Annotated in this window: 19 protein-coding genes and 2 pseudogenes; 14 read left to right on the forward strand and 7 right to left on the reverse strand. The window is 66.3% G+C overall.

The genetic code is table 11. The annotated features are described in order from the left end of the window. Positions 1-112: 112 nt before the first annotated feature. From GTV32_RS09480 to GTV32_RS09490, 3 genes are read left to right on the forward strand one after another with little or no spacing between them, the layout of a single operon-like run. The gene (locus tag GTV32_RS09480) at positions 113-850 is read left to right on the forward strand and encodes a thioredoxin domain-containing protein (RefSeq protein ID WP_161060029.1); all 738 of its coding nucleotides are present in this window, start codon (positions 113-115) and stop codon (positions 848-850) included. A gap of 4 nt (positions 851-854) precedes the next feature. After that, on the forward strand, positions 855-1,472 hold the full coding sequence (locus GTV32_RS09485) for a vitamin K epoxide reductase family protein (RefSeq protein ID WP_161060030.1): 618 nt from the start codon (positions 855-857) through the stop codon (positions 1,470-1,472). Between the two features lie 57 nt (positions 1,473-1,529). Beyond that, positions 1,530-3,008, forward strand: a complete 1,479-nt coding sequence (locus GTV32_RS09490) for an MFS transporter (RefSeq protein ID WP_161060032.1) — start codon at positions 1,530-1,532, stop codon at positions 3,006-3,008. 51 nt (positions 3,009-3,059) lie between these two features. Here GTV32_RS09490 and GTV32_RS09495 read toward each other — a convergent pair whose 3' ends face one another. Beyond that, positions 3,060-3,725, reverse strand: coding sequence for a nitroreductase family protein (locus GTV32_RS09495; protein WP_161060034.1), 666 nt, complete (start codon positions 3,723-3,725; stop codon positions 3,060-3,062). A 48-nt stretch (positions 3,726-3,773) separates the two neighbouring features. Continuing rightward, positions 3,774-4,289 carry a MarR family transcriptional regulator gene (locus tag GTV32_RS09500; RefSeq protein WP_161060036.1) on the reverse strand — a complete coding sequence of 172 codons (516 nt, stop codon included), beginning with the start codon at positions 4,287-4,289 and terminating at the stop codon, positions 3,774-3,776. A gap of 77 nt (positions 4,290-4,366) precedes the next feature. Here GTV32_RS09500 and GTV32_RS09505 point away from each other — a divergent pair, with 77 nt between their 5' ends. Next, positions 4,367-5,509 (forward strand): FUSC family protein, encoded by a 1,143-nt coding sequence (locus tag GTV32_RS09505; protein ID WP_161060038.1) that lies wholly within the window; start codon positions 4,367-4,369, stop codon positions 5,507-5,509. A gap of 195 nt (positions 5,510-5,704) precedes the next feature. Continuing rightward, positions 5,705-7,876 (forward strand): glutamine synthetase III, encoded by a 2,172-nt coding sequence (locus tag GTV32_RS09510; RefSeq protein WP_161060040.1) that lies wholly within the window; start codon positions 5,705-5,707, stop codon positions 7,874-7,876. 291 nt (positions 7,877-8,167) lie between these two features. On the opposite strand, the gene GTV32_RS09515 is transcribed toward GTV32_RS09510, so the two are convergent. The 4 genes and pseudogenes from GTV32_RS09515 to GTV32_RS09530 all read right to left on the reverse strand — a co-directional run bounded on the left by GTV32_RS09515 (position 8,168) and on the right by GTV32_RS09530 (position 11,555). Continuing rightward, on the reverse strand, positions 8,168-8,503 hold the full coding sequence (locus GTV32_RS09515) for a TraR/DksA C4-type zinc finger protein (RefSeq protein ID WP_202422380.1): 336 nt from the start codon (positions 8,501-8,503) through the stop codon (positions 8,168-8,170). 105 nt (positions 8,504-8,608) lie between these two features. Next, positions 8,609-10,232 (reverse strand): annotated as a pseudogene (locus tag GTV32_RS23385) (helix-turn-helix domain-containing protein). A 64-nt stretch (positions 10,233-10,296) separates the two neighbouring features. Further along, complete coding sequence (locus tag GTV32_RS09525; RefSeq protein ID WP_202422905.1) at positions 10,297-10,998, reverse strand: GntR family transcriptional regulator; 702 nt, start codon at positions 10,996-10,998, stop codon at positions 10,297-10,299. Further along, entirely contained in the window at positions 10,995-11,555 is a 561-nt protein-coding gene (locus GTV32_RS09530) for an HD family phosphohydrolase (RefSeq protein WP_161060046.1), read from the reverse strand. The genes GTV32_RS09525 and GTV32_RS09530 overlap by 4 nt, the downstream gene beginning before the upstream one ends. 98 nt (positions 11,556-11,653) lie before the next feature. Here GTV32_RS09530 and GTV32_RS09535 point away from each other — a divergent pair. The 8 genes and pseudogenes from GTV32_RS09535 to GTV32_RS09570 all read left to right on the forward strand — a co-directional run bounded on the left by GTV32_RS09535 (position 11,654) and on the right by GTV32_RS09570 (position 20,240). Then, positions 11,654-12,789: pseudogene (locus GTV32_RS09535) on the forward strand (TIGR03364 family FAD-dependent oxidoreductase). Positions 12,790-12,812: 23 nt separating this feature from the next. Further along, complete coding sequence (locus GTV32_RS09540) at positions 12,813-13,496, forward strand: phosphonatase-like hydrolase (RefSeq protein ID WP_161060048.1); 684 nt, start codon at positions 12,813-12,815, stop codon at positions 13,494-13,496. A gap of 64 nt (positions 13,497-13,560) precedes the next feature. Then, complete coding sequence (locus GTV32_RS09545; RefSeq protein WP_161060050.1) at positions 13,561-14,622, forward strand: 2-aminoethylphosphonate ABC transporter substrate-binding protein; 1,062 nt, start codon at positions 13,561-13,563, stop codon at positions 14,620-14,622. A gap of 1 nt (position 14,623) precedes the next feature. Next, a complete protein-coding gene (locus GTV32_RS09550; protein WP_161060052.1) occupies positions 14,624-15,781 on the forward strand; it encodes an ABC transporter ATP-binding protein in 1,158 nt (385 codons plus the stop codon). Beyond that, positions 15,778-16,671 (forward strand): 2-aminoethylphosphonate ABC transporter permease subunit, encoded by an 894-nt coding sequence (locus GTV32_RS09555; protein ID WP_161060053.1) that lies wholly within the window; start codon positions 15,778-15,780, stop codon positions 16,669-16,671. The genes GTV32_RS09550 and GTV32_RS09555 overlap by 4 nt, the downstream gene beginning before the upstream one ends. Continuing rightward, entirely contained in the window at positions 16,671-17,468 is a 798-nt protein-coding gene (locus GTV32_RS09560; protein ID WP_161062430.1) for an ABC transporter permease subunit, read from the forward strand. The genes GTV32_RS09555 and GTV32_RS09560 overlap by 1 nt, the downstream gene beginning before the upstream one ends. 86 nt (positions 17,469-17,554) lie before the next feature. Continuing rightward, positions 17,555-19,183, forward strand: a complete 1,629-nt coding sequence (pruA, locus tag GTV32_RS09565) for an L-glutamate gamma-semialdehyde dehydrogenase (protein ID WP_161060055.1) — start codon at positions 17,555-17,557, stop codon at positions 19,181-19,183. Between the two features lie 97 nt (positions 19,184-19,280). After that, positions 19,281-20,240 (forward strand): proline dehydrogenase family protein, encoded by a 960-nt coding sequence (locus GTV32_RS09570; protein WP_161060057.1) that lies wholly within the window; start codon positions 19,281-19,283, stop codon positions 20,238-20,240. Positions 20,241-20,370: 130 nt separating this feature from the next. Here GTV32_RS09570 and GTV32_RS09575 read toward each other — a convergent pair whose 3' ends face one another. Next, a complete protein-coding gene (locus GTV32_RS09575; protein WP_161060059.1) occupies positions 20,371-20,913 on the reverse strand; it encodes an MOSC domain-containing protein in 543 nt (180 codons plus the stop codon). Between the two features lie 238 nt (positions 20,914-21,151). On the opposite strand from GTV32_RS09575, the gene GTV32_RS09580 reads away from it, so the two are divergent. Next, entirely contained in the window at positions 21,152-22,732 is a 1,581-nt protein-coding gene (locus GTV32_RS09580; RefSeq protein WP_161060061.1) for an AAA family ATPase, read from the forward strand. The last annotated feature ends 98 nt before the right edge of the window (positions 22,733-22,830 follow it).

The raw sequence follows: 22,830 nt of genomic DNA on the forward strand, positions 1-22,830 counted from the left end.
CGCGGGGGCGAGTCGAGCACGGGAGGCGCCCCCCATGACCGTCGGCCATTCCGATGTGCGCCGGATCTGCTGATATCCAAATCGGCGTAGCGTACCGACCCCCGGAGGAATTGTGAGTCAATCGTCCCGCAAACCGATCGTCGACCCGCGTCAGGCGGAGCGACGGCGCTCGATCCTCATCCGGGTCGGCGCCGTCGTGGTGCTGATCGCGGTGGCTGTGGCCGTGGGGTTGTGGGCGGTGATGTCCAACGAGTCGGACACCGGGAGCGGGTCGCAGGTGAGCGTCGCCACGGATACGGGCGCGTACCGGATCACCAAGGCACCGGCCGGCACCGAACCCAAGGCTGTTCTCACCATCGTCGAGGACTTCCAGTGCCCGGCGTGTCGGCAGTTCGAAGAATCCTTCGGTTCCACGATCGCCGAACTACGGGAGAACCCACAGGTGGCTGTCGACTATCACCCGATCGCCATCCTCGACCACGCATCGAGCACCCAGTACTCGACGCGCTCGGCGAACGCATCGGCCTGCGTCGCGGAGTCCACCGCGGGCGGCGGCGACTTCGGAGTGTGGCAGAAGTTCCACGACCTGCTGTACCAGCGTCAGCCCGAGGAGGGCGGCGCAGGTCTGCCCGACAACGAACTGAACAGCATCGCGAAAGAAGCCGGCGCGCCGAACGTCAATTCCTGCATCGCCGACGGTCAGTTCGAGGACTGGGTCACCCAGCAGACCCAGGACGTGACGAAGTCCGGCGTGAACTCGACTCCCACGGTTCGATTGAACGGCCAGGATGTTCAGCTCACCACACCGCAGGATCTGAAGGCCCGCGTCGAACAAGCGCTGGCGAGTTGATCCGATGACCGAAGCGCCGCAACCGGCCGTCGCCGCCGAACCGGAGATCCGCGAAACTCGGACCGGCCTCGGGACAGTCGCCTCGATCGTCCTCCTGGTCGCCGGCGCACTCGGTCTGCTCGCCGCGTTCACGCTGTCGGTCGAGCGGTACAAGCTCTTCCTGGATCCGTCGTATCGGCCCAGCTGCAGCCTCAACCCGGTGCTGTCATGCGGTTCGGTGATGGTGACCGACCAGGCCGCCTTCTTCGGGTTTCCGAACCCGTACATCGGCATCGCCGCGTTCGCGGTCGTCGTGGTCATCGGCGTGCAATCGGTTGCCCGCATCGACCTGCCTCGATGGTTCTGGGCAGGGTTGGCACTGGGGACCGCACTCGGCGTGGTGTTCATCCACTATCTGATCTTCCAGAGTCTCTACCGAATTCACGCCCTCTGCCCCTACTGCATGGTCGTCTGGGTGATCACGCCGATCATTCTGGTCATCGCCCTCGGTCGATCTCTCGGTGACGCGCCGTGGGCGAGGTTCATCCGCTCGTGGCTGTGGCCGCTCCTCATCGTCTGGTACGCCGTCATCATCGTGGCGATCGGTGTGGAGTTCTGGGATTACTGGTCGACGTTGATCTGATCGCAGCGCGCGGGCGCGGACTTGACCGCCGTCCGCTGTTGCGGCAATCCTCAGAACATGTCGGACCGGCCGTCTCCACGACCAGGTGCCGCCGACGCCGAACGGCCCGCGCCCGGCACGTGGCGCGAACTGTTCGCCCCTCAGCACCGTGCCGCGGTCGCCGTGTTCGCGGGCGGTATCGCCGTGTTCGCCGTCAACACCTATCTCACCGCGGCATCGTTGCCGAGCGCCGTGGCCGACATCGGCGGCCAGCGCCTCTACGCGTGGGTGATGACCGTCTTCCTGATCACATCGGTGTTCTCCTCGATGCTGGTGACGCGGACCCTCACGCGGTGGGGAGCACGACGCGCCTACCTCGTCGGATTCGGCCTGTTCGGTGTCGGGTCACTGGTCTGCGCAGTCTCGCCGATCATGCCGATCATGTTGGCAGGCAGAGCAATCCAGGGAACCGGGGGCGGTCTGCTGACCGGGCTGGCGTTTGCCGTGATCCGCCTGGCCCTCCCTCAGCGACTGTGGGTGCGTGCGGTCGGTCTGACCTCCGCGATGTGGGGGATCGGCAACCTGATCGGGCCGGTCCTCGGCGGACTGTTCGCCCAGATCGGTTTCTGGCGAGGGTCATTCTGGCTCTTGGTCGTCGCCACCGCGATCATCACCGTTCTCGCGCTACGTGCGTTGCCCGCACGCACCCGTGACGACACCGCGCCCACACCGCTGCCGATCTCCTCGCTGACGCTCGTCGTCCTCGCGACGATCGGGGTCTCCGTGGCAAGCGTGGTCGACGGCCGGCGCACCGTGCTCGCCCTCGTCGGGGTGGCGGTGGTCGCGACGCTCGGGTTCATCTTCGTCGACCGACGTCGGGACGCGGGTCTGCTACCCCGTCTCACCTACACCGCGGGCAATCCACTGAAGTGGATCTACGTCTCCATCGCGGTGTTGGCGGTGGGCTCGACCGCCGAAGCGTTCATCCCCCTGTTCGGACAGGAGATCGCCGGGATGGGGCCCCTCCTGGCCGGCACGCTCGGCGCGGCGCTGTCGTGGGGCTGGTCGTCGGCGCAGATCGCCAGCACCACATGGGCGGCCGGCCGGCGCGCGCTGGTGGTCAGGATCGCCGGTCCGGCGTTCCTGGCCGTCGGGTTGGCCACCTACGGCATACTTCAGTCCGGTACAAGCGACGCGGCGATCATCGGCTGGTTCGTCGCCCTGTTCATCGCCGGCACCGGAATCGGGATGGCGTTCCCGCACATCGCGACGGCCGCGATGACCATCACCCCCGACAACGCCGAGGCGGCCCGGGCCTCCGCCGGTGTCAACACCGTGCAGATGGTCGCCAACACGTTCGGCTCCGCGACGGCGGGGCTCCTGGTCAGCATCGGCGCGTCGGTCGGAGCCGACGGCGACCCGACCATCACCTCGGCACGATTCCTGGCTTTCGGCTTCGCGGCGCTCGCACTGGCAGGCGTTGCGGCCGCTGTCGCATCGATCCGTCCGTCGCGGCCGGCCCCGCAGCTCTCGGATCCGCAGCTCTCGGATTCGTAGCTCTCGGGTTCGTAGCTCTCGGATTCGTAGGGCCGGTGAACCGGCTGGGTCTCACGGCGTCAGCGGCGGTCCGTCGAAACGGTCGAGCGTGACGAACTCATCGAGGGGCTGCCTACGCAGCTTGGTCAGCTGGCGCACCGGCTTCCCGAGCGGGACCACCGCCGCGAGGGCGTGGGACCCGGGCAGCCCCAACAGATCCCGAATCCTCGCCTCCTGCAGGACGGCCATCGTCGTGATGGTGCCTCCGAAGCCCTGTTCACGCGCACCCAGCAGGATGTTCCAGACCAGCGGATACACCGATGCCCCACTGACCACGCCGACCCGATCGAGATCCTGATCGATCGCCGCCACCAGCGCGAGGTCCACCGACACCACCAGAACCACCGGCGCGGTCCGGATCGGCACCACGAAACTGTCCGGAACCTCCGTCGCGTCGATCACGTCCTGCGGAACCTTGGTGGGATGCAAGGGGTTCCACGGTTTCTCACCGGCCTTGTTCTGTGCGATGTACCGACGGACGGTCGGTTCTCCGAGCTGACTGATCCCGCGCTTCGTCTCGGCGTCGCGCACCACCACGATGTGCGATCCCTGCCGATTGCCGCCACTGGGCGCGAACCGAGCGTTGTCGAGAATGCGCCACAACACGTCGTCGGGCAACGGGTCGTCGGTGAACTCGCGTGCGGCAAATGTGGTCCGCATGACCTCGTGCAACTCCATGGAACCCACTATGCCCCTCGCTGCGCCCATCTCGATCCCGACCGCCACTCAGCTTCCGACCGCTGCCGAGATCTTGCGGAGCAGTGTCACGAGCGATTCCCGTTCGTCGGAGGTGAGGCCTGCGAGCGCACGCTCGTCGTCGGCGAGCCGCCGCGGTAGTTCTGCCTCCACCAGGGCGCGGCCCTGGTCGGTCAGCGTGAGAAGCACCACCCGGCCGTCGCGCTCCGACTTTCGACGTTCCAACAGACCTCGCCTCGAGAGGCTCTCGGTGATCTTGGTGATCGAGGCGCCACTCAGCATCGTCGTGGACACCACCTCACTGGCACGCAGCGGCCGATCCGACCGTGCCAGCGCTCCGAGCACGTCGTACTCCGACCGCGTGATCCCGTGTGGTTCGAGGTGACGATCGAGGCGATGACTGCCGGCCGTGGCGATGTGCTGGATACGACCCAGGATCCCGACGGGTCGGACGTCGAGCTCGGGATACGCCTGCGCCCACTCCTGCTGGATGCGATCGACGAGATCGGGAGCATCCGCCGGACGGCCGCCTGCCGGGAAGTTCATCACTCCATCGTAGGACGTGATACTTCATCGGTGAAGGATTTTATTTCACTACTAAAACAGTGCTAAAGTACCTCCACATGAGCGCCGCCACCCCTGTCGATCACATCGTTCACCGCCGCGGTGCGCTCGCGTATGCGGTTCACCCCCGGATGTGGCGCTCGTCGTTGCGTCTCGACATGCGCCGCGCGGGTATCGCGGGCCCGGTCCGAGTGGGCGTCGCGGTCGGCCTGGTGCTGATCGTCGGGGGCCTGGTAGGCCAGCGTGACGTCGCGGGATTTGCCGCCCTCGGCTCTCTGACCTCTGCGTTCTGCCGGCCCGATCCGTATCGCGTGCGCGTGGGGCGACTAGCGGCGCTGAGCATCGGGATCGTCGGATCGGTTGCGATCGGCCTTGTGCTGGGCTTGTCCGGGGCGCCGCTCGTCGCCGAGATCATCGTCGTCGCGGCGCTCGGCGGATCGACCGCCCTGCTGGTCGGAATGATGCACATCACGGGTCCGGGAGCAGTCATCTTCGTCTTTGCCGCCACCGGCGCAATGGGATTCGCACACGACATGAACGGCGTCGGCCGGGCGTTGATCGCGACAGGCCTGGGCGCGGCCTGCGGCGCGGTCGCGTCCCTCGCACCGTGGATCGCACGCAACGCGTGGCAGTTCATCGGCCCGAACACCGATTCGATGCACGCCGTGGAGAATCCGGGCGTCCGCTACGAGACGATCTGGACCACGCTCCGTCGGCGACCCCGCCGCGAGTTGGTGGTCAACAGTTGCCGCATCGTCGTCGCGACCGCTGTCAGTGCGGCCGTCGCCGCCGGCGCCGGATTCTCCCATCCGATGTGGGCCGCAATGGGCGCGATGGCCGCCATGCAGGGGGTCTCGTATCACGTCACCGTGCAGCGCGGTTGGCAGCGACTGGCCGGGAACATCGTCGGGGCGGTCATCGCCGCGATGCTGCTCGGACTCGGCCTCGGCTACTGGGGCGCCGTGGTGGCCATCGTCATCTGCCAGATCGTCACGGAGGTCACGGCGCCGGTGAACTACGCGATCGCCTCTGTCGCAATCACCCCGATGGCGTTGATCCTGACCGCGTTGAGCGCCGGCCTGAACCCGTCGGCGGTCGATCGCGTGACCGACACCCTGATCGGTGTGGTCGTCGGCATCGTGATCGCCGCGCTGACGGTCACCGACGCCGGCCACCTCGCCACTCGCAGCGAGGCCGGCTAGCCGTTCTTGGCTCGCCGCGCCTCGGCGATGCCCATGTCCTCCGCCTGCAGTCGTACAGACGTGTTTTCACGCACGTCACACAGGGGAAACGGCCCGGGTACGCCCGGCCAATAGCGTCATATCGCTCGCAACACCACGACGCGCCCTCGATGCACTCCCGTCGCCGAGGACGAGGTGCCGATCCCAGGAGTGACAATGAGTGGAAGCATGTCCCGCCGCCAGGCGATCGAGGCAGTGACAAACTACTCGGTGGAAACCGATGGTTTTCCGGAGCCGTTGGCAGACACCTTCGCGCGCAACGTTTTCACCGTGTCGGCGATGAAAGCCCGACTGCCAAGACATGTCTTCAAGGCGGTCTCCGCGACCATCGACAAGGGCGCGCCGCTCGATCCCACCTTGGCCGACTACGTCGCGTCGGCCATGAAAGATTGGGCGATCGAGAAGGGTGCGTCGCACTATGCCCACGTCTTCTACCCACTCACCGGCTTCACCGCGGAGAAGCACGACTCGTTCCTCGAACCGGATTCGTCGGGGGCCGCGCTGGCAGAATTCCAGGGCAAGACGTTGTTGCAGGGCGAACCTGACGCCTCCAGCTTCCCCAACGGCGGTCTCCGCGGCACGTTCGAGGCTCGGGGGTACACCGGCTGGGATGTGACCAGCCCGGCGTACATCATGGAGAACCCCAACGGGAACACCCTCTGCATCCCCACGATCTTCATCTCGTGGACCGGGGAGGCGCTGGACAAGAAGACCCCGTTGCTGCGTAGCCAGCAGGCGATGAGCAAGCAGGCGATGCGCGTGCTGAAGTTGTTCGGGCACGATGACATCGACACTGTCGTGTCGTACGCCGGCGCCGAGCAGGAGTACTTCCTGATCGACCGTCACTTCTTCTTCGCCCGTCCCGATCTGATGACGGCGAACCGAACCCTGTTCGGCGCCGAGCCCTCCAAGGGACAGGAGTTCGACGACCACTACTTCGGTGCCATCCCCGACCGCGTTCTGGCGTTCATGATCGAGCTCGACCGAGAACTGTTCAAGCAGGGCATCCCCGCCAAGACCCGCCACAACGAGGTCGCTCCCGGCCAGTTCGAGATCGCGCCGGTCTTCGAGAAGTCCAACCTGGCCCACGATCACCAGCAATTGATGATGACGACGATGAAGAACGTGGCCGAGCGGTACGGCATGGTCTGCCTCCTCCACGAGAAGCCGTTCGCCGGGGTCAACGGCTCCGGCAAGCACGTCAACTTCTCGCTCGGCAACAGCAATCAGGGAAACCTGCTCAACCCGGGCGACACCCCCCACGAGAACGAACAGTTCCTGGTGTTCTGTGCGGCCATCATCCGTGGCGTACACAAGTTCGGTGGGCTACTCCGCGCATCCATAGCGTCGGCGTCCAACGACCACCGGCTGGGCGCCAACGAGGCACCGCCCGCGATCATCTCGATCTTCCTCGGCGACCAGTTGATGGACGTCTTCGATCAGATCGCGAAAGGCGGCGCCAAGGCCAGCAAGGAGACCGGCCTGCTGGAACTCGGTGTGGACACCCTGCCGCCACTCACCGCAGATGCCGGCGATCGCAACCGGACCAGTCCGTTCGCCTTCACCGGCAACCGGTTCGAGTTTCGCGCCCCGGGTGCCAACCAGTCGATAGCCGACCCGATGATCGCGATCAATGCGATGCTGGCCGACTCATTGGACTACATTGCCGACTACCTCGAGAAGAAGATCGCCGACGGCGTGGAGTTCGATGCGGCGGTGCAAGACCTGCTCGAAGGGATCATCGTCGAGCACGGCAAGGTCGTGTTCAACGGCAACGGCTACAGCGCGGAATGGCAGGAGGAGGCTGCATCGCGCGGTCTGCTCAATCTCCGCACCACCGTCGACGCGATGGCGCAGTACGACGAGCCCGCCATCCAGGAGGTCATGAGCGCGTACGGCATCCTGAGCAATCGAGAACTGAAGGCACGAAAAGAAGTCGTGCTGGAACAGTACTCACTCGCACTTCTGGTGGAGGCCAAGGAGACCCTGGAGATCGCCAAGACGATGATCCTGCCCGCCGCCAACCGCTATCAGGGCGAACTCGCCGGCACCGCGGCCAGCCTCAAGGCCGCCGGAGTGGAGACCGACCATCCGGTTCTGATGTCGGTGACCAAGAGCACCAAGGATCTTTACGCGACGATGCTGACTCTCGAGGAAGCCATCGGCGGTTTCCACGCCGATACCCTCGAAGGTGAGGCGCAGTACGCGTTGCAGGCCCTCATCCCAGCCATGGACGATGTTCGTGCCGTCGCGGACCGGCTCGAGAGCATCGTCGCCGATGATCTCTGGCCGCTCCCCACCTACCACGAGATGCTCACCATCCTCTGAGTGCGCTACGCGGATCGCGCCGACAGCAACCGATTCCGCGTCGACAGCACCCGGTACCGCGTCGACAGCAACGGCTGTCAGGGTGACGGTAGGTCGTGCGCGACCATCGTCACCGCCAGAACGCACCTCCGCCAGGCCACAACGGTGCCGTCGGCGCGATTGAGGTTGCCGTCGGCGCGAAACCGGTTGCCGTCGGCGCGACTGAGGTTGCCGTCGGCGCGATTGAGGTTGCCGTCGGCGCGAAACCGGTTGCCGTCGGCGCCATCCGGGTTGCCGTCGGCGCGATCGGCGTCACCAGCGTCGGGCAGAATCGCGTGCCGCGCAGGAGATGCAAAGTCTCGCGGCGGGCAGCGCGTCCAGCCGCTCCGGACCGATCGGCCCACCACAGCGCTCGCACCGACCATAGGTTCCGTGGTCGAGGCGGCCGAACGCCGCGTCGAGTTCGTCGAGCCGCACCCGCGACCTGTCGAGCTGCGCAACGAGTTGGCCACGCTCGACGGCAAGTGTCGTACCTTCGGGATCATGCTCGTCGTCGGAGCTGGAGTCGGCCGTCGCGTCGATGACCGACCGCAGACGCGACGACAACGCCTCGATCAGCGAGACGGTCGAGTCCCGTTCGGCGGTCAATGCCGCACGGACGTCGTGGTGCTCGGACGAGCTCACCACCTTCGTCCACCGACAGCACTCGTGCGCAACGACATCCTTCCTTTGTACGCCGCCGAAGCCGACCGCTCAGCCCGGCGGAGCGGCACGCAGCGACAACGCGACCACCAGACGAGTCGCGGGGTCGTCGAGGTCCATGCCGGTGAGTTCCTGCAGACGACGGATCCGGTAGCGCAGGGTGTTCGGATGGATGTGCAAGGTCGTCGCGGCCGAGCGCACATCACCGAAGCGGTCGAGGTAGGTCCGCAGCGAGGTGATGAATTCGCTGCCGGTGCGCTCGTCCATCTCGGCCAGCTCGACGACGCGGGTGTCCATCAGCTGAGGATTGGCGGTGAGGTGGGCGACGATCTCGCCCAGGAGAACACCTGTCTGCGACTCGCCGACGGTGGTCACGTCGGCGATCAGGTCTCCTTCGCGTTCGGCAGCGTCGAGGACGCGATCCACCTGTGCCCGGAGCGTGGGTACCGACGCGAGTCCCCCTCCGGTCCGGCGACCACCGCACGCAACGCGACGCCGAACTGGCGTCGGGCCGCCGCGACGACCGATCTCCCCAGATCACCGTCGCCTCGGGATCCACCCGCGGGAGGATGACGTACGCGCGCGGCCCGATCGTGGACGTCACCGACAGTGGGCTGAACGCGCTCGCGTGCAGGGTGAGCGCCGACACCTCACCAGCCGCCCGGAGCACCGCGGATGGGTCGTCACCGAGCCCTGTCGGAGCGAACCCGGCCACCGTCATCGGCAGGTCCACGGCGATGCCGAGTTGCGTGCCGAGGTAATCGGCGTCGACGACCTCTCCCCGAACGCCCAACAGACGCCGCACCACGTCGTCGTGGGCGGTACCTGCTGCCCTACGTCGCGAGATCATCCGCGCGGCAACGGCAGCCGCGCCGGCGAGCACCTCATCGGTGTCGGCCGCCCACTCGGTGCGCCCCTGCTGGAGCCAGACGACGCCGAGGAACTCCCCGGACCCGTCCGCCGTCGGCCGACGGATGCCGATGGCGCGCCGCGGGCGCAGTCCCAGATCGGCCCGTTCGTCCACGACGACGACACCGGTTGCGGTTCGAACCGCATCGAGCACGCCCCACTGACGTAGCCAGGCGAGCATCTCCGGCGGCCCTTCCCGCCCGAGGATCGAGAGGCGACGCAACTCGTCGGCCTCGTCGCCGGCACTGCTGTAGGCGAGGACGTGCGCGCGCTCGTCCTCGATGCTGACGAGTCCACCGGTGCGCCGGGCGACCTCCCCTGCCAGTTCGAAGAGATCACCGATCGCGCCCGAACGCATCGACTCGCCCGCCACCCCGGGCCCGGGAGCTCCCTCAAGAACTCGCATGACCAGGTGATAGGTCCGTTCCCACCGCGCATGCGGGTCGATCTCCACGACTGCGACACCGGTCGCCTCGGCCCGCTCGACGACCCGCTCAGAGGGCCCCTTGCAGAGGATCGCCACCGGCCGGCGTGCACCCAGTCCCGACAACCAGGTGAGCACGGCGTCGTCGGGAACGCCGACGAACAGGAACAACTCCGCACCGCGCGCTGCACGACCCAGACCGAGCTCGATGTCGTCGGCGTCGAGCAGTGCCGCCGACGACAGGGGTTGGTCCAGCCCGCCCGGCGCGACTCGCAGTGTTGCCACGGTGCTGTCGAGAGCGAGGAGCAGCTGTCCGAGAGACACGCCCACTGGTGTGGTCATACGGCCAATTATGAGCCCGCCGATTGTGTGACCGGACAGGTTTCGACCGTTCCCGGCGGCATCGTCAGTGATGCAGGACGGCTTGGAATGCGACCCGGTCGCCACGGTAGAGCGACCGCACCACCTCGATGGGCACCCCTTCGGCGTCGAGCGACCGCCTACGAAGCAGCAGCATCGGCATCAGGGTCGTCGTCTCCAGGAGATCGGCTTCGCGCGGCGACGGCAGCGCGGTCTCGATCCGTTCCTCGGCGCTGGCGAACGCGACCCCCTCGGCACGTATGGCGGCGTAGAGCGACGTCTGAGGGTCGAACGTCGCAGCAAGGGTCCCGAACCTCGAATGGGCGAGATACGTGCTCTCCAAGCCCAATCTCACACCGTCAGCGAGGAGCACACGTTCCAGGTGCATCACCGACGACCCCGCCGGAATCCCCAACGCATCACACATCAGGTCGTCGCCCACCATGTCGTCGAAGGTCACCAAGATGCGTCCCGGCACCCTCCCGTGTTCCTTTGCTCCCTCGGTGTAGGACCGTAAGGACAACGGCTGGACCAGTTTCGGCGCCGACACCACGGTCCGGCGCCCGCGTCGCTCCAGCCGCCCCTCGACGAGCAGGTCCTGGAGTGCTTGACGCACCGTCTCCCGCGCAACCGAGAACTGCTCGGCGAGCGCACGCTCAGGTGGCACCGCCTCACCCTCGTCGAGAGCGGAAACCATTCGTTCGAGTTCGGTGCGGACCCGGTAGTACTTCGGCGGCTCGGCGCTCACCACGACCCACTGTCCGGCCGCCGCGCTCCCGCCGACCGATCCGCGATCCGCTCGACGAGTATCTCGACCTCGGCGACCTGCATACCAGGTGCCCCGGGAACCTTTGCGGCGTCGTCGTATCGACGCAACTGCACTGCATCGGGCCACCATGGATGAACTGTCCAGGAAGCATCCACAGCGCCCACACCGCCCTGATACGCCAACGAGACCACCGAGGTATCGGAAAGCCTGGCGGCATAGCCGGATTCGGTGGCCGCCAGATATCGCTTCGCCGCGACGTGCGCCCCCGCCAGCCAGCCCACCCGTACGCCGAGCCGAGGGGTCAACCATTCATGCGCGGACCGGTCGTGTGGCTCACCGCCCGGCACCAGCGGACTGCGGGCGACATCGTGCAGGACCGCAGCCAGAACAAGTTCGTCGTCGGCACCGTCGGCCCGAGCACGCCAACCCGCCTGCATTGCGTGGTCGAACTCATCGACGGTCTCCTCGTCCCAGATTCCGCGCAACGATCGGAGTGCAGCAGTCACCTCGGCGGCGACCTCAGTCGAAGACGTCATACGCCGAGCATAACCGCTTTGGTCTAGACCGAATGTTCACTTACAGTTTCCGTAGAGGATCCTGCTTGGTCTAGACCAAAAATTGCACACTGGTCCGCATGAAGATCATCGTCATCGGCGGCGGAATCCTGGGCACTGCCCACGCTTTCGCGGCAATGGGCCGCGGTCACCACGTGGTGCAGATCGAACGCGAACGAGAGGCGCGCGGCGCCAGCGTACGCAACTTCGGCCTCGTCTGGGTCTCCGGTCGCGCACCGGGTGAACTCGCCGCGGCGCAGCGGTCGCGCGATCTGTGGGAGAAGATCGGGGCGGAGGTGCCGGGCATCGGATTTCGGGCCTGCGGATCGATCACTCTGGTCCGCACCGAGGCGGAGCTCGCGGTGGCCGAGGAGGTCTCGACCCGAGGCGACGCCGCCGACCGCGGCTTCACGTTGCTCGACCCCACCGCCGTCCGCCGGATCAATCCGGCGCTGCGTGGTGACCTCATCGCCGGACTGCATTGCGCGCGCGACGGTGCGGTCGAGTCCCGTATCGCGTTGCCTGCCATACGCTCTCATCTGGAACGCACCGGCCGGTTCGAGTTCGTACCCGGTCGCGAGGTCCGTGCCGTCGATTCGGCGGAGTCAGGTGTCACGGTTCGCGACGACCACGGGGCGAAGCATCGAGGGGACGCGGTGATCCACTGTCCGGGTGCGATCCATGGGGGCTCACCCGCGAGTTGCTCGGCTCGGTACCGCCGGTCCGTCGCGTCCGTCTGCAGATGATGCAGACCGCGCCACTGGGCGAGGAGCTGACCACCGCCATCGCCGACTCCGACAGCTTCCGGTACTACCCGGGCTTCGCCGGACGATCGCTGCAGAGACTCACCGACGTTCAGCCCCAGGTCCCGGTGGCCGCAGCGCATCACATGCAGTTGCTGTGTGTGCAACGCCTCGACGGTGGTCTGACGATCGGCGACACCCACGAGTACGACGACGACGCCGTGTTCGGATTCGACGTCCGCGAGGAACCCTACGACCACCTCCGACAGGTGGTCGAATCCCTTCTCGGTCGCGCTCTACCCGACGTCGTCCGTCGGTGGTCCGGCGTCTATTCGCAATGTCTCGACCCGGCCGCGATCGCGTTCCGAGAGCAGGTCTCACCAGGGGTCTGGGTGGTCACCGGCCCCGGCGGGCGCGGAATGACACTCGGCCCCGCACTCGGTGAGCAGACCGCCGACCTGATGAACCTCTGAGCCCGACCCGAAAGGCAATACCGATGTCAGACCTGAACATCCGACTGGCCGCCGTCGACATGGCCGGCACCACCGTCGCCGACGACGGCCTCGTACTGGCCGCGTTCGACGCCGCAGCACGGGCAGTCGGACTGCCCATGGATGGCGCAGACCATGCGCAAGCGCAACAGTATGTGGTCGACGCCATGGGCCAGTCCAAGATCGTCGTCTTCCGCCATCTGCTCCAAGGCGATGAAACACTTGCTCGACAAGCTAATTCGGCTTTCGAAGAGGCCTACGCCCGCGCGGTGTCCGACGGCGGCGTCCAGGAGGTCGACGGAGCTGCCGACACCATCGAATCGCTACGGAACGCAGGAGTGAAGGTGGCACTGACCACCGGATTCAGTGCCGCGACCCAGCAGAGGTTGTTGGTGGCGCTCGGTTGGGAAGATCTGGCCGACATCGCGATCGCGCCGACGGCGATCGTACGTGGCCGCCCCTTCCCGGACATGATCCTGTCCGCGGTGATCGAGCTGCGAATCGAGGACGTCCGCCAGGTGGCGGTTCTCGGTGACACCGGCAACGACATCACGAGCGGCATCCGGGCGGGCGCCGAGATCGTGGCGGGCACGCTCACCGGCGCACACGACGAAACACACCTTCGCGCAGCAGGCGCAACCCACATCGTCGAATCGGTCCGCCAGTTCGGTGACCTGCTCACCCACTGATCCCGCACCGCACACGGCCCGTGCATCTCTCCGACCTCGTCATCGAACACACGAAGGAAACAACATGCGCCTCTCGTCCTTTCGACGCAGCACGCTACGTACCGCCGTTCTCGCCCTGACCACCGTCACCGTCGCCACGACCGCCGCCTGCGGCGGTACCGGCACCACCGAATCCGGCGACAAGAGCGTCACCGTGTACACCGCCGACGGGCTCGGCAGCTGGTACGAGACCGAGTTCGACGCCTTTCGGCAGCAGACCGGGATCTCGGTCAACATCGTGGAAGCCGGCTCGGGAGAGGTGGTCTCACGGGTCCAGAAGGAGCAGTCGAACCCACAGGCAGACCTGCTGGTCACTCTGCCGCCGTTCATCCAGAAGGCGGCCGAGGAGGGCCTTCTCGCCGACAGTGGTGTGGACACCACCGCAATCGACAAGGCCGACAAGGACTCCGGCGGGAGGTATGTCGCCATCGTCGACAATTACCTGTCGTTCATCGCCAACCCGTCGGCGACACCCGCCCCGAAGACCTGGGACGACCTCCTGTCACCGCGATTCAAGGGAAAGATCCAATATTCGACGCCCGGTCAGGCCGGCGACGGGACGGCGGTTCTGCTGCTGCTGCAGCACCTCATGGGCGACCAGGGCGCCCTCGACTACCTTGCGAAACTCCAGGTCAACAACGTCGGTCCGTCGAGCTCCACCGGCAAGCTGCAACCCAAGGTCAGCAACGGTGAACTGCTGGTGGCCAACGGTGACGTCCAGATGAACCTGGCATCGATTCGCGACGACGGATCGACCTTCGACCTGTTCTTCCCCGCCATGCCCGACGGCTCGCGAACCACCGTGTCGCTTCCCTACTTCGCCGGCGTCACCAGGGGTGCACCGCACAGCGAGAACGCCGAGAAGCTGCTCGATTTCCTGCTGTCGAAGGAAGTGCAGCAAACCGTCGGCACCCAAGCGCTCGGCGTCTCGCCGCGCACCGACGTCACGCCTCCGTCGCCCACCGGGACCACTCCCACCCCGTCCGAGGTCATCGAGGGCGTCACGGTGTGGCATCCGGACTGGAATTCGGTGCTCGCCTCCCTCGACGCCGACGTCGCCGCGTACCAGAAGTCCACCGGGAGCTGAGATGTCCAAACCGTTGACCACATCGTCCGACCGTGTCTCCAGCACCGTCACACCAGAGCAGCCGAGTATCGCCTTCGACCGTGTGAGCGTCACATACGGACGTGGCGCGAAAGCGACCGATGCCCTGCTCGACTTCACTCTTCGGGTGGAGCGCGGCGAGACGATAGCGCTGCTCGGACCGAGCGGATCGGGAAAGTCGACGGCACTCAAGGCGCTGGCCGGATTCGTGCGGCCCAGTGCCGGACGGGTCCGGCTGGCGGGCGCAGACGTGACCGATCTTCCACCTGCCAAACGAGGCATCGGTGTCATGGTCCAGTCCTATGCCCTCTTCCCACACATGCGGGTACGTGACAATGTCGCGTTCGGCTTGAAGGCACGCCGGTTGCCCAAGGCGCAGATCGCCGAACGGGTGTCAGATGCCCTTGCGATGGTGAACATGTCGGACTACGCCGCACGGCTGCCCCGTGAGCTCTCCGGTGGGCAGCAGCAGCGGGTGGCGATCGCGCGCGCCCTGGCCATCCGACCCGACGTGCTACTACTCGACGAACCGCTTGCCGCGCTCGACGCGGGGCTGCGCCAGGCGATGGTGATCGAGCTGCAACGCCTGCGTGATGCATTGCCCGACACCACAATGCTATATGTGACGCACGACCAGTCGGAGGCTCTTGCCCTTGCCTCCCGGGTGGCGGTGATGCGGGACGCGCAGCTTGTTGACATCGGTACCGCCGACGAACTGTGGTCGCGCCCGCCCAGCACCTTCACCGCGGGTTTCCTCGGCGGCGCGAACCTGATCACCTGCACGGTTGGCCGGGTATCGGGTACCACGGCGCTGGTCTCCGTGGGCGACAAGATGCTCACCGCCAACGCACCCGCACCTGCACGACGCTGGGCGCCCGGGACCACGGCGTCGCTCTGCATCCGTCCACACGAAGTGGAGGTGACCACCCTATGGGCTGCCGGGTCGTTGGCAGCTCGGGTGACCGGGTCGGTGTGGCGTGGCTCGACAACACGGCTGACCCTCTCCGTCGACGGGCTGCCCGATCAGCTGCTCGAGGCCGATGTGACCGGGCGCGTCGACCATCCGATCGAATCGCGTGTCGGCGTGAGGTTTCCGAGCCCGTCCGGCGTGCTCGTGGTGGCTGCCGGACATCCTCGATGAGTACGAGCGATCTCCTGACTCCGGCCCCGGCGGCCGAATCGTCGGTGCCGCCGTCGAACTCGGCTCCGAATGGATGGCGCCGGGTGGCCTGGGCCGCGCCGCCACTCCTGATCGTCCTCGTGATCGCGGTGTATCCCCTGGTCCGTGTCCTGACCGAATCGGTCGGTGGCACCGGCCAGAGCAGTTGGCACGCGGTCCTCGGTAGTGAGATCTTCCGTCGCGCGCTCGTGACGACCGCACAGATCGCTGTCTGCTCGACGATCGGCTGTCTGGTCCTCGGCACATTTCTCGCAGTCGTGCTGGCCTTCGTCCCCTTTCCGGGTTCCGTCGTCGTCGCACGTCTGATCGACACGGTGCTCGCGTTGCCATCGTTTCTGATCACACTCGCCTTCACTTTTCTGTATGGCAGCGCGGGCGCCGTCAATGCGGCGATCTTCGAGCTGACCGGCAACCGGCCGCTCGATTTCCTGGCGACACCGGCCGGGGTGATAGCCGCCGAGATCACCTTCTTCACACCGTTTGTCGTGCGTCCGTTGTTGGCGTCGTTCACGGTGATGTCGACGGACCAGCTCAATGTCGCCGCGAGTCTGGGTGCTTCGCCGTGGCGGGTGTTGCGCACGGTGATCATGCCCGAGGCAGTACCGTCCCTGATGGCCGGCGGCAGTCTGGTGTTGCTGTTGACACTCAACGAGTTCGGCATCGTGCTCTTCACCGGCGCCAAGGACGTGGTGACATTGCCGATGCTCGTGTACACGCGCGGGATCGTCTCGTTCGACCTGCCGGGCGCGGCGGTCATCGCGACCGTGCAGGTCTTGTTGTCGCTGATCCTCTACGGCGCGTACCGACTGGTGTTCGCACGGATCACGACGAACCGGCGAGGAGGTCGATGATGTTGTTCTGGACCCGTCGGAGCCGGGCGATGGTGTGGACGCTTTTCGCGGTGGTGGTCCTGGTGGTGTTCGTCGCACCGATCGGGACCGTGGTGGTGGCCGGTTTCGCGGGTTCCTGGACGGGACCACTGCCGTCGAACCTCGGGTTCGCACATTTCGGCGCCGCGCTCTCCGGCGACAATGTCGCAAGCCTCTCGGTGAGTCTGCAGACCGCCTTTGTCGCCGGCATCCTGGCGCTGGCGCTGGGCGCATGGGCGGCGATCGCCGCGAGCGAATCGAGCGGGCCGATCCGCAGGATCGTGGATGCGGTCTTCCACCTGCCGATCGCGGTCCCCTCGGTCGCCATCGGCCTGGGGTTGTTGATCAGCTTCAACGAGAAGCCGCTCCTGCTCGGTGGCACCAAGTGGATCGTCATCGTCGCCCACACGGTGCTGGTGTTGGCGTTCGCGTTCAGCGCCGTCTCCGCGGCCCTGCAGCGCCTCGACCCTGCGTATCGCCAGGCCGCCGAATCGCTCGGCGCGGGACCGTTCCAAGTCCTGACCCGCGTGACGTTGCCGCTCTTGGTGCCCGCTCTCGGCGCGGCTGCGGGTCTGGCGGTGGCGCTGTCCATGGGTGAACTGGGCGCGACCGTGATGGTCTACCCGGCCACGTGGAAGACGCTTCCGGTGACGATCTTCGGTCTGTCCGACCGCGGTCAGGTGTTCTTCGCCGCGGCGTGTACGTCGGTACTTCTCGCATCCACCTTGATGGCGCTGGCGCTGCTCGGACGGATCCGCACACGCGCTGCGACTCGGTGACGAATTGGCCGACCCCACAAATCCGGCACACGCGGCTTTGCTGATCGGACATACCATCTCGTCGGACCAGGTGCTGGACTCCTGGTATGGATGCCATCACCACTCCGCCGCGGCCGTCGAACGAGCCGGTCCACACCTATGCACCCGGCACGCCGGAACGATCTCGGATCATCGACGAGCTCGCCAGACAGTCGTCCGCGGGAGCGATCGAACTCCCGCACGTCATCGGGGGATACGAGCTGCACGGCAGCGGTCGACGCATCGACGTCGTCCAACCCCATGCCCACCACGAGGTGCTGGGCACCCTCTGCAATGCGACGCACGATGACGCGGAGGCAGCTGTCACGGCGGCGCGGACCGCGGCACCGGCGTGGGCTGCGACCTCCTTCGACGACAGGGCCGCTGTTCTCCTTCGTGCCGCCGATCTGCTGAGTGGTCCGTGGCGGGAACGAATCGCCGCCGCGACGATGCTCGGACAGTCGAAGTCGGTGCAGCAGGCCGAGATCGACGCACCCTGTGAGCTCATCGATTTCTGGCGGTTCAACGTCACCTTTGCCCGCGAGATCCTCGCTGAGCAACCGGTCTCGTCGGCGGGAGTGTGGAACCGGCTCGACCACCGGCCGTTGGACGGATTCGTCTACGCGATCACCCCGTTCAACTTCACCGCGATCGCGGGCAACCTGCCGACCGCACCCATGCTGATGGGCAACACGGTCATCTGGAAGCCGTCACCGACGCAGGCGTATGCCGCGCATCGGACCATGCAATTGCTCAGAGAAGCCGGCCTTCCCGACGGTGTGATCAACCTGGTGCACGGCGATGGCGCCGAGTTGTCGGAAGTCGTTCTCGCCGACGACCGTCTCGCCGGTATCCATTTCACCGGTTCGACGAAGACCTTTCAACACCTCTGGCGCGAGGTCGGCAAGAACATCGATCACTACCGGAACTATCCGCGGATCGTCGGTGAGACGGGCGGCAAGGACTTCATCGTGGCCCACGCGTCCGCCGATCCCGATGTCCTGCGGACCGCGCTGATCCGAGGCGCGTTCGAGTACCAGGGCCAGAAGTGCTCAGCCGCTTCCCGTGCGTACGTGGCCCGGTCGGTCTGGGACCGCATGGGTGATGACTTTCTTGCGGAGGCAGATCAGTTGCCCTATGGCGACATCCGAGACCTGACGAACTTCGGCGGCGCCCTCATCGATCGTCGCGCCTACGACAAGAACGTCGCGGCGATCGACCGGGCCAAGACCGTACCCCACATGACGGTCGCTGTCGGCGGTGCGTGTGATGACACCGAGGGCTTCTTTGTCCGCCCGACGGTGCTGCTGTCCGACGACCCCGACGACGAGGCCTTCTCCACCGAATACTTCGGACCCGTTTTGGCGGTGCACGTCTACGAGGACGATGACTTCGAACACACACTCGGGCTGGTGGATTCGACTGCGCGATATGCGCTGACCGGCTCGGTGATCGCCACCGACCTCGGTGCGGTCGCCACCGCCTCCGACCGGCTGCGGCAGGCCGCAGGCAACTTCTATGTCAACGACAAGCCCACCGGCGCGGTCGTCGGACAGCAACCCTTCGGCGGCGCTCGCGCATCGGGCACGAACGACAAGGCAGGCTCCAAAGCGAATCTCATGCGCTGGACTTCCACCAGGACCATCAAAGAGACATTTGTCCCGCCCACCACATCCGGCTATCCCCACATGGAATGAAGCCTGCGGTACCCCTCCCGCCGGTCGAGTGGCCACGAGCGAACCCAGCGAGCCCGAGGCGTATCGAGACCCCCACTCCCCGAAGGAAAGACAACCGATGAGCAGGTTCTTCGACACCGCGCTGCGCCCGATCATCACCGCGGCCGCCGCCAGCGATCGCATCAGGGAGACGTCGCAGCGGTTGACGGTCACGAAACGGGTCGTCGGGCGATTCGTGCCGGGCGAGACGGAAGACGACGTCCTTGCCGCGATCCGCGGGTCCCTGGACCACGGCTTGGCGGTCACCATCGACCATCTCGGTGAGGACACCACCGACGACACGCAGGCCGCCGCCACCGTCGAGGCGTATCTTTCACTCCTCGAGTCGATGTCTCGTCTGCCGACGACCACCCCGAACGCACTGGAGGTGTCGGTGAAGCTGACCGCCCTCGGACAGATGCTGCCACGGCACGGGCGCAAGATCGCCGAAGAGAACGTGCACACCATCTGCTCGGCGGCGCAGACGGCCGGCGCACTGGTGACCATCGACGCCGAGGATCACAGCACCGTCGACGAGCGGCTCGACATCGTCCGCACCGTACGTCGCGACCACCCCGATCTCGGCACCGTCCTGCAGGCCTACTTGCGTCGCACCGAAGACGATTGCCGGGAGTTCGCCGAGTCGGGCGCCCGTATCCGACTGTGCAAGGGCGCGTATGCGGAGCCACCGACGGTGGCTTTCACCGACCGCGTCCACGTCGACGAAGCGTATCTACGTTGCCTTCGAATCCTGATGAAAGGCAAGGGGTACCCGATGGTGGCCAGTCACGACCCGACGATGATCGGCGCCGCGCACGAAGTGGCGGCAGAAGTGGGTCGCGCCCCGGGCACGTGGGAGCACCAGATGCTCTATGGCATCCGCACCGACGAGCAACTGCGCCTTGCAACGACCGGATACCGTGTGCGCGTCTACATCCCCTACGGCGGCGAGTGGTACGGCTACTTCGTGAGACGACTCGCCGAGAAACCCGCCAACCTCACCTTCTTCCTTCGGGCGTTGGCGGAGCCGGCCCGATAGTGCGCTGGCTGGACCGACGCGGGCTGCGCGGGCTGACGCGGGCGGTTGCGCCTCACGCGGGTCGTCGACGACACGCGTGAGCCGAGATCACCCGCGCCGGTGAAGACGGCCCGCGGGGCGCCCCAACCGATCACAGCGGCTGCGCCCGCGTGACCTGATCGGCCGCCCGCAACGGATCGAGTTCGACGTCGCATCTGATGAGCGCCGGCCCGACGCGCAGGACACCAGACGAGAGTGGTCGGGCGCGCAATCCTCCACGGCCGATGAGCGCTTTGCGGACGCCTTCCCCCGCCATCGTGTCCATCCATGAGCAGGGATGTGCAGGACGACCACCGCGGAAGACGATGCCACCATCACCGGTGTCGATCTCGAACTCGCGCCCACGCAGCGGGTCGAGTTCGAGTCCACGGACCACGATGTTGCGTCGCGCGACGCCCGGATCGACGTCACCGGCGGCCGCCTGCCACGCCTCGAGCGCCAAGAAGGTGACCGAGGCCTCGGTGTGCGCACGGACGCCGAAAAACCGGTCGCCGCGTATCCCCTTGTCTGCCACCAGGTCCACCCGATCCGGCCTGGTGGTCTCCACTTCATCGGCTGGACCGTCCTTGGGGCGACCGAAATAGGCATGCCGCGGCGACACCAACAAAGAGACGATGTCGAATCGGTACTCCATAACGCCACCGTATCGTTGCCTGACCGCACCTTACAGACACGGAGAACTCCCACAGACACGAGATGCATTGCGTGTTTGTGGGAGTTCTCGTTGATTCAGGCGGCGCCCCCCTCGCCCTGCGCACACCATTGATGAATACGACGTCTCAATCCGAGCATATTGCGTATTGGCGCATGTCAAATGCGGTCGATAGCCTGAGGCAAAGCCCGATCGCAGTGCCGCTCGACAAAGGACCGCCATGCTCGTTGCACCCACCAGTCTGGTCGCGGCCACCTCATCGGAGGACCTCGACGCCGCGCGCAGACAAGCGCAGTCGTGGCGATCACCCGAGATCGGGATCGCCGATCGCGACCTCACCGATGCGGCGCTCGCAGACCTGGTCAACACCGCCGAGGCCACCGCCGACGATTCCTTCGCCCGCGCGGTCTCCGCGATCCGGTCCGCACGCTCCGGCGAATTCCCGGCCATCCCCCACGTCGACGCTGCCGCCGAGATCTTCCGGAGTTTTCTGCGTGACGGTCTCATCGACGGGTGGCTGTACATCCGAGAATCGGACGGCTACCTGCACCCCTACCTGGTCATGGACCTCACGCTGGAACACGGCGACCGCACGCACGGGCCGCGGATCAAGTTCACGATGGAGGCCGACAACGCCACCGTGAAGAGGCCGTCGCGCAAGCCGCGGGTGCTGTACTTCGAGGAGACCGAGATCGTCGGGAAACTCCCTGGCGACGTCCTGATCGCCGGGGGTGCCTACAAGGAGACGGTCGAACTCAAGGCCGAGTACCAGAAGCGCCGTGATCGGTACCAACAGATCATCGACGACGGATTCGGCCAACAGTTCACCTTCACCGGCCGCGCGATCCGCACCGACGACTATCGCTCTCCGAACAAACGGGAGAACCGCAAGGTCGTGCATGATGTGGCGCCCAGCGAGATCGCGGCGCTGCGTGTGGTCGCGGCCTCGGTCCTGTTCCCGGGTGGCGAGTATGGCTCGGTTCCGGTGACCACCGCCGTTCGTGTCTTCGACCTGGGCGCACAGGACTTTCTGGACGTGAACACCGGGGATCTCACCGAGTACGCATACGACAGACATCTGCAGGACAAGCTGGTCCTCCCCGACGACCAGCGCGAGCTGTTGGACATCCTCACCACCGACATCTCGGTGTTCACCGGCGACATCATCGACGGGAAGTCGGCCGGCAACGTCGTCTTGGCGATGGGTCGCCCCGGAGTCGGCAAGACCCTCACCGCCGAGGTCTACGCGGAGGTCACCGGCCGTCCGCTGTACTCCATCCACTCCGGCTCCCTGGGTGTGACAGCCGAACTCGTGCGCAAGAACCTGGAGGTGATCTTCGACCGTGCGAAACGTTGGGACGCAGTACTCCTCCTCGACGAGGCCGACGTCTTTGTCATGGAGCGTGGCATGGATCTCGCGCAAAACGCCATCGTCGCCGAATTCCTTCGCACACTCGAGTATTTCGACGGGCTGCTGTTCCTGACGACCAACCGGATCGACGAGGTCGACGAGGCCATCCACGCGCGTTGCGCCGCCGCCATCGAGTACCAGCCGCCCGGCCCTGAGGATGCACGGCAGGTGTGGCAGATCCTGGCGGCCGGCAACGACGTCATCCTCGGTGAGGCCCTCCTCGACGACCTCGTCGGCGGCTTCCCCGACATCACACCGCGCGACATCAAGATGCTCCTGCGACTGGCGCTTCGGATGGCCGCTCACCGCGGGGTGGAGCTCGATGCCTCGGTGTTCGCGAGCAGTGCGAAATTCCGTGGTCTGCACTATGTTCCGCCGAGCGATCGGTGATCTCGATACGCCTCCTCGCTACGCTCGTCGGCTACTCGATCAGCAGTAGGTAGCCCTCCCCGACGTCTTCCCCGGCGGTCGGCGCCCCCGGCGGTCGA

Origin of the sequence: Gordonia sp. SID5947 (assembly GCF_009862785.1) — a bacterium.
In the GTDB taxonomy this organism is placed as follows: Bacteria; Actinomycetota; Actinomycetes; order Mycobacteriales; family Mycobacteriaceae; genus Gordonia.